General features: G+C 60.2%; 7 protein-coding genes. 2 read left to right on the top strand and 5 right to left on the bottom strand.

Going from position 1 to position 4,581, the window contains the following annotated elements; translation table 11 throughout:
• Positions 1-173 precede the first annotated feature (173 nt).
• Positions 174-347, top strand: coding sequence for a hypothetical protein (locus QZT63_RS09285; RefSeq protein WP_290650570.1), 174 nt, complete (start codon positions 174-176; stop codon positions 345-347).
• A gap of 15 nt (positions 348-362) precedes the next feature.
• Positions 363-608, top strand: coding sequence for a hypothetical protein (locus tag QZT63_RS09280; protein ID WP_290650568.1), 246 nt, complete (start codon positions 363-365; stop codon positions 606-608).
• A 288-nt stretch (positions 609-896) separates the two neighbouring features.
• Here the strand turns inward: QZT63_RS09280 and QZT63_RS09275 are convergent, their stop codons facing one another.
• From QZT63_RS09275 to QZT63_RS09260, 5 genes are all read right to left on the bottom strand, one after another.
• A complete protein-coding gene (locus QZT63_RS09275) occupies positions 897-1,745 on the bottom strand; it encodes a hypothetical protein (protein ID WP_290650566.1) in 849 nt (282 codons plus the stop codon).
• Positions 1,746-2,379: 634 nt separating this feature from the next.
• Positions 2,380-2,505, bottom strand: a complete 126-nt coding sequence (locus tag QZT63_RS20060; protein ID WP_366636544.1) for a DUF2442 domain-containing protein — start codon at positions 2,503-2,505, stop codon at positions 2,380-2,382.
• Positions 2,506-2,915: 410 nt separating this feature from the next.
• A complete protein-coding gene (locus tag QZT63_RS09270) occupies positions 2,916-3,485 on the bottom strand; it encodes a hypothetical protein (RefSeq protein ID WP_290650572.1) in 570 nt (189 codons plus the stop codon).
• A complete protein-coding gene (locus tag QZT63_RS09265) occupies positions 3,476-3,688 on the bottom strand; it encodes an antitoxin MazE family protein (protein ID WP_290650564.1) in 213 nt (70 codons plus the stop codon). The genes QZT63_RS09270 and QZT63_RS09265 overlap by 10 nt, the downstream gene beginning before the upstream one ends.
• Before the next feature lie 73 nt (positions 3,689-3,761).
• Positions 3,762-4,581, bottom strand: an 820-nt coding sequence (locus tag QZT63_RS09260) for a DUF1850 domain-containing protein (RefSeq protein ID WP_290650562.1), incomplete at its 5' end; no start/stop codon positions are given.

The raw sequence follows: 4,581 nt of genomic DNA, 5'->3' as shown, positions 1-4,581 counted from the left end.
GCGCACCATCATTTTCGAGAACAGTACGGCCAAGGGCCACCAGGCCGTGGCCGTCGGCACCCGCGGCATCGTGCGCATCATCGGCGTGGACCGCCCTTGGCTGCATGAACTGCTGCCTGGGGGTTTTCAGCCGTGAAAGCAGTGGCAGCGCGCCACAACAAGGCAGCAGGCTCATGCAGTGGTATGGGCAACCGAGCACCACCGCATCGAACGAAGGCAGGCGAGACACTGTGTGGTCGTCGGTGCTCGCCATTGTTGAGGAACGGGGCTATGACTCCATCGAGCTGGAACAGGGTTCCGAACGCGCCACTTATACGACCCGTATCCAGACCGATTACCACCCCTAGGAGATAGAGGACACAGTGACAGAGCAGTTCGGCACAATCGTGGCCACCATCACCGCCGGCCGGCTGGTGCCGCTGGAACTGCGCGAACGCCACGATTGGGGCACGAGCACGCTGGACTTGCTGGACAAGGCTGCCGGTGGTGATCCGGATCCCACCCTGCTGCGCGAGGGTGTTGAAGTTGCCTACTATGAGGCACGCTCCGAGGCCATGGACTCCGACGAGACGGTGGCCGTGCTGGAGGAGATCAGCGAGGCGCTATAATCAGTGCTTCGTTAAGCAAACGCTGACCTATTCGTCGCGCCTCAGCCGTTGCCAGCGAAGGGCGGGCCCTGTGATTGCATTGGCAAGCGCAAGAATGCCTAAGTCACCACGGCGCTGGGTTGACGAAACCTATGGCTGCTCTTCAGCTTTTCTCATGTCTGGACTTGGTGGTCGGAAGGCCAGCCGGGCTGTGTCGGTGGCCCGAGCGCGTTGCCAGCATTTGGAGGCGCTGGTTACGCGCCGTGTGATTTCGCCGATCCGAGCTGTCCCAGCACACGCATCGGCTTCTCAGGTGAGTGGACCGAGGCGCTCACCGTGGGTCAGTCCCCGGAACAGTTGGTAGGTGGTACACATCGCCGCCCCGTCCACGTCGGGCGCGCCGCGCCCGGCGCGCACATCACCCGCGTTCACCGTACGCAGCTCGAACGACAGTCGCGTGCGTCCCGTGACGTTCGGGACGGACGCATGCAGATGGGCACCGGAGAAGCACAGGAGATCGCCCGGCTCGATGCTGACGGGCAGCGCATCGTCCCATCCAGGGGGCTGCGTTGCCAGCGGTAGCTGCGGATAACTCGTGTCGGGCCCCTCTTGCTTCAGCCGCCGCAACAGCTCGCGGAAGTCCCAGGCGGCGCTGTCATTCTGCACGGGGCGCTGGAAATAGCCCGGGAAAAAGGCGATCGTGCGCTCCGGGGTCGTCGGCCACACAGGGGCCCACCAGTTGGTCTGCGCCATGATGTTCGACCCCCAGGTATCGCGATGAACACCCAGCGGACGCACCAGATGGCCGCGGTTGGCGCTCGACGCCATCTGGATGCGTTGCTCGAGACCGTCGCCGTAGGTAACATCAAGCTCGACCCCAACAGCCCGAAGCGCCGTTTTGAGCTGCCCGGTGATGCGCTCATCGCCGGCAACCGCTTTCCGCAGCCGCTTGGCTGCGTCATCAAGGGATGCCTCCGGAAGACGACGATGCACCCCTTCCGGATCCGCCCCCAGGTGCTCTTGGCACACGTCGCGTAACAGCTTAACCAGTTCCTCCACGGCCTGGAATCCGCGGAAGACGAGCAGGTCACCCGCGTAGACCCGCTGATTCCGTTCAGGCTCGGGCAACGCCTGGGCAGTGAAGTACACCGACGCCATGGAGGCTCCCACATCACGGTTTCAAGTAGAACGCCGATCTGTACTGTAGCTCGCTCCATAGTCGATCCGCTGTCCTCGCCGCGACTCATCATTTGCCAGCTCCCTTGGAAACGCGGCACCGCCGGATTTGGAGCAAAGCCATTTTCGTCGATGCCTGGCAGGGCCCCTACGCCGCCCTTACGGATTTCCCAAACGAACTCCGGCCAGTCAAGCAGCTTGTCCGCCAGGGCGCCACGTAAACCAAAGCTTCTGAGCTAAGCGGCACTGCCGTCACAAGGGTCTGGAGAGATCCTCACTCCAGGATCAGGTTTGCAATCGAAGCACGTCCGCCGGGGGGCAGCCATTGCCAGTGCAGCGAGATGCCCATATCAGGGTGTTTCCGCGCCGGCGCTTACGGCGGGTTCATCGTAACCGCCTTCTACCTCTGTGGGCTGTCGTGGCGTGCCCGCATCTTGCCGGTTTACACCGTTGCTCCTCTTCCGAGCCTTGTGTGGGCCACAATCGGCCATTTCCGGCCATCGCTCCATGCCGTCGCGAATGACCGCTCTTCATTAGCGCCAGCGCCAACCGGACGTCGAAGGAGTCCATCGACCGAGACAGTCCGTATTAACCGCCTTGTTCGGCATTATTTTTTCTATTGGCTTGAGCCCGACCAGCAGGGTTTCAGCTCCTTAAACACCCCACGATCCAAATACGGTTTGAGGTCAAAGAGGCCTTTCCGCCCATCTTCAAGTTCAACGTAAATTGGGTAGTCGTCCATCGGACGCACTCTTTTCACGTCCCAATACATAATCACCTCACAGTGGCTCGATTTTATACGGGGTCTCTCCGAATACAGCCAACTCCCTGTCAGCCATCAGCTCATTCCGATGAACCACGATCCAGGCTTGGACCAGTCGCAATTGCTTCCTTAGGAAACTCACCAGCAAGTATTTCGCCATCATCGATTCAAACTGATACCTCGAACCCCGCATATCGCGCATGAATGTGCGGGACGCCATGGTGCTGGTTTTCCAGAAAGTAAATTGGGAATATGGTGCCATAGAAAATTGAAATCACAGGCATATCTAAGCATCTCCATTGATGTCAGCGCTTATAGTTTGGCATGCCGCCACAATCATTGCCGAACAGTGAAGCATGGCGAAGCAATTCCTGATGGGCAGTTCCTCCCTATTGGAGTGAGTAGGCTCCGCTGACATCCAAGTAGATATCCCCATGTGGCGGGAAGCCATGGCCAGAAAAGCGGCCTTGGCCAGTGATTCCCTCGTAGCGCCCCGTTCCACCCTCTAGAGTGAATTGGCCAGATTGCTCACCTCGTGGATCCCCAGTGCCAGTAAAGCTGCCGATCTTGGTAGCACCATCGGGGAAGGTGTAGACGGCATATCCTCGGTAATTCGTTTCCGCGCCGGATCGCTCGAACGTAAGCCAGGCATTTACCGTTTCCACCTCTTCATCTTCGTAAAAGGCGAAACCTCGCTGATGCATGAGCCCGACCGCATGACCATCATGCCCTTCAACCTCTTGCATATCCGCATCAACAGTAACGAATGCCTCGCGCCACTCTATTGGTCTTTCGTCGTCCGCATAAATGATTGATGATTGCGTAACCAGAAATACCACCAGCGTAATCCAAAATATGTTACCACCAACAATATTCGTTCTTGAGATAGCCATGATCAATCCCTCTTCCTCTCGATTGCCCAAAGCGACCGTGACCAGGTCTCCTCGTTTCACTGCCACCCTTCAGTGTCCGATGTCCAATCGATCCATTCGAGTATATCCACCCCCTGGGCATCATCATGGAGCATGGTCGATTGTCGCCGTGCCTCCGGAGCAAACGAGGGGCGACGGGTATCCGGAACCCATAGGTGGAGCGGGCGCAGGCCCGCCTGCCGCAGGGCCTGTCGTCGCTTCCGCACACGCTCATTTGACGATGCAGCCATGGTCGACGCCTTTCCGTACTATCCGTTGCATGTAACCTGCTCGCATGCGTGCGTGCGCAAACGTAGTAGGCGCCTATGGCCGGCCGGGGTGGAGATATTGCCACAGCCACATCGTCTCCACGGCGAGGCGCTCGCCATCGAGGTAGGGCAACAGCGAGACCTCAGTGTCGCCGAGGTGCAGGACCGGCTCGTTCTCGGGCAGGTAGGCAAGGTCGATGCGGCGATAACGTTCGCCCGTGCCACGGGTGACCAGCACACCGTCGCGTGGACGCGCGTCCGCGGGCAACCCGGCACCGTAGGAGCGCGTGATGCTGCGCCGATGGATCAACTCGCCGCGCCAGCCGACCCGGAACTCGTCGTCCACCCGGGTCTGCTCCACCGAGTGGACATGGGAGATGGCGACCTGATTGCCCGGCAGGGCGATCCGGCTCCAGGTATCGGCGCCGTCGGTCACGGTGACCACCGGCAGGAACATCACCCCGGCGACCAGCGGCACGGCGATGATGCCGGCGCCCATCACACCGCGCTGCAGTACCGTCGGCTGATGCACGCCGTAGTGCCTTTCGCGGCGCAGCTTGAAGGTCTGAAACGCGAAGATCAGGCCCATCAGGGCGAAACCGGCGAGGTCGATGGCGAGGCTCGGTGCAATCAGCAGAATCGCTGCGCCGGTCATGATCAAGCGTTCGAGCGCATTGGCGCGCGTGAGCCACCAGCCTTCCTTCATCACAGCCAGGGCGTAGACGCCGATCAAGCCAGTCGCCACGACCCACAACAGCTCGAGCCACTGTACATCCCCGAGCAGTAGCAGCGTCGGGTTGTAGACGAACATGAAGGGAATGATGAAGGCTGTGATGGCGAACTTGAATCCTTCCACACAGGTCCGGATTGGGCCG

The sequence above is a fragment of the Aquisalimonas sp. genome (genome assembly GCF_007120195.1).
In the GTDB taxonomy this organism is placed as follows: Bacteria; Pseudomonadota; Gammaproteobacteria; order Nitrococcales; family Aquisalimonadaceae; genus Aquisalimonas.
Note: the sequence above shows the minus strand (reverse complement) of the source record. Positions and strands in the feature narration are given on the sequence as shown.

What these genes read in the sequence shown, in the direction of transcription:
- QZT63_RS20060 (WP_366636544.1), bottom strand. Translation starts at nt 2,505, where the DNA reads ATGGACGACTACCCAATTTACGTTGAACTTGAAGATGGGCGGAAAGGC.
- QZT63_RS09285 (WP_290650570.1), top strand. Translation starts at nt 174, where the DNA reads ATGCAGTGGTATGGGCAACCGAGCACCACCGCATCGAACGAAGGCAGG.
- QZT63_RS09265 (WP_290650564.1), bottom strand. Translation starts at nt 3,688, where the DNA reads ATGGCTGCATCGTCAAATGAGCGTGTGCGGAAGCGACGACAGGCCCTG.
- QZT63_RS09275 (WP_290650566.1), bottom strand. Translation starts at nt 1,745, where the DNA reads ATGGCGTCGGTGTACTTCACTGCCCAGGCGTTGCCCGAGCCTGAACGG.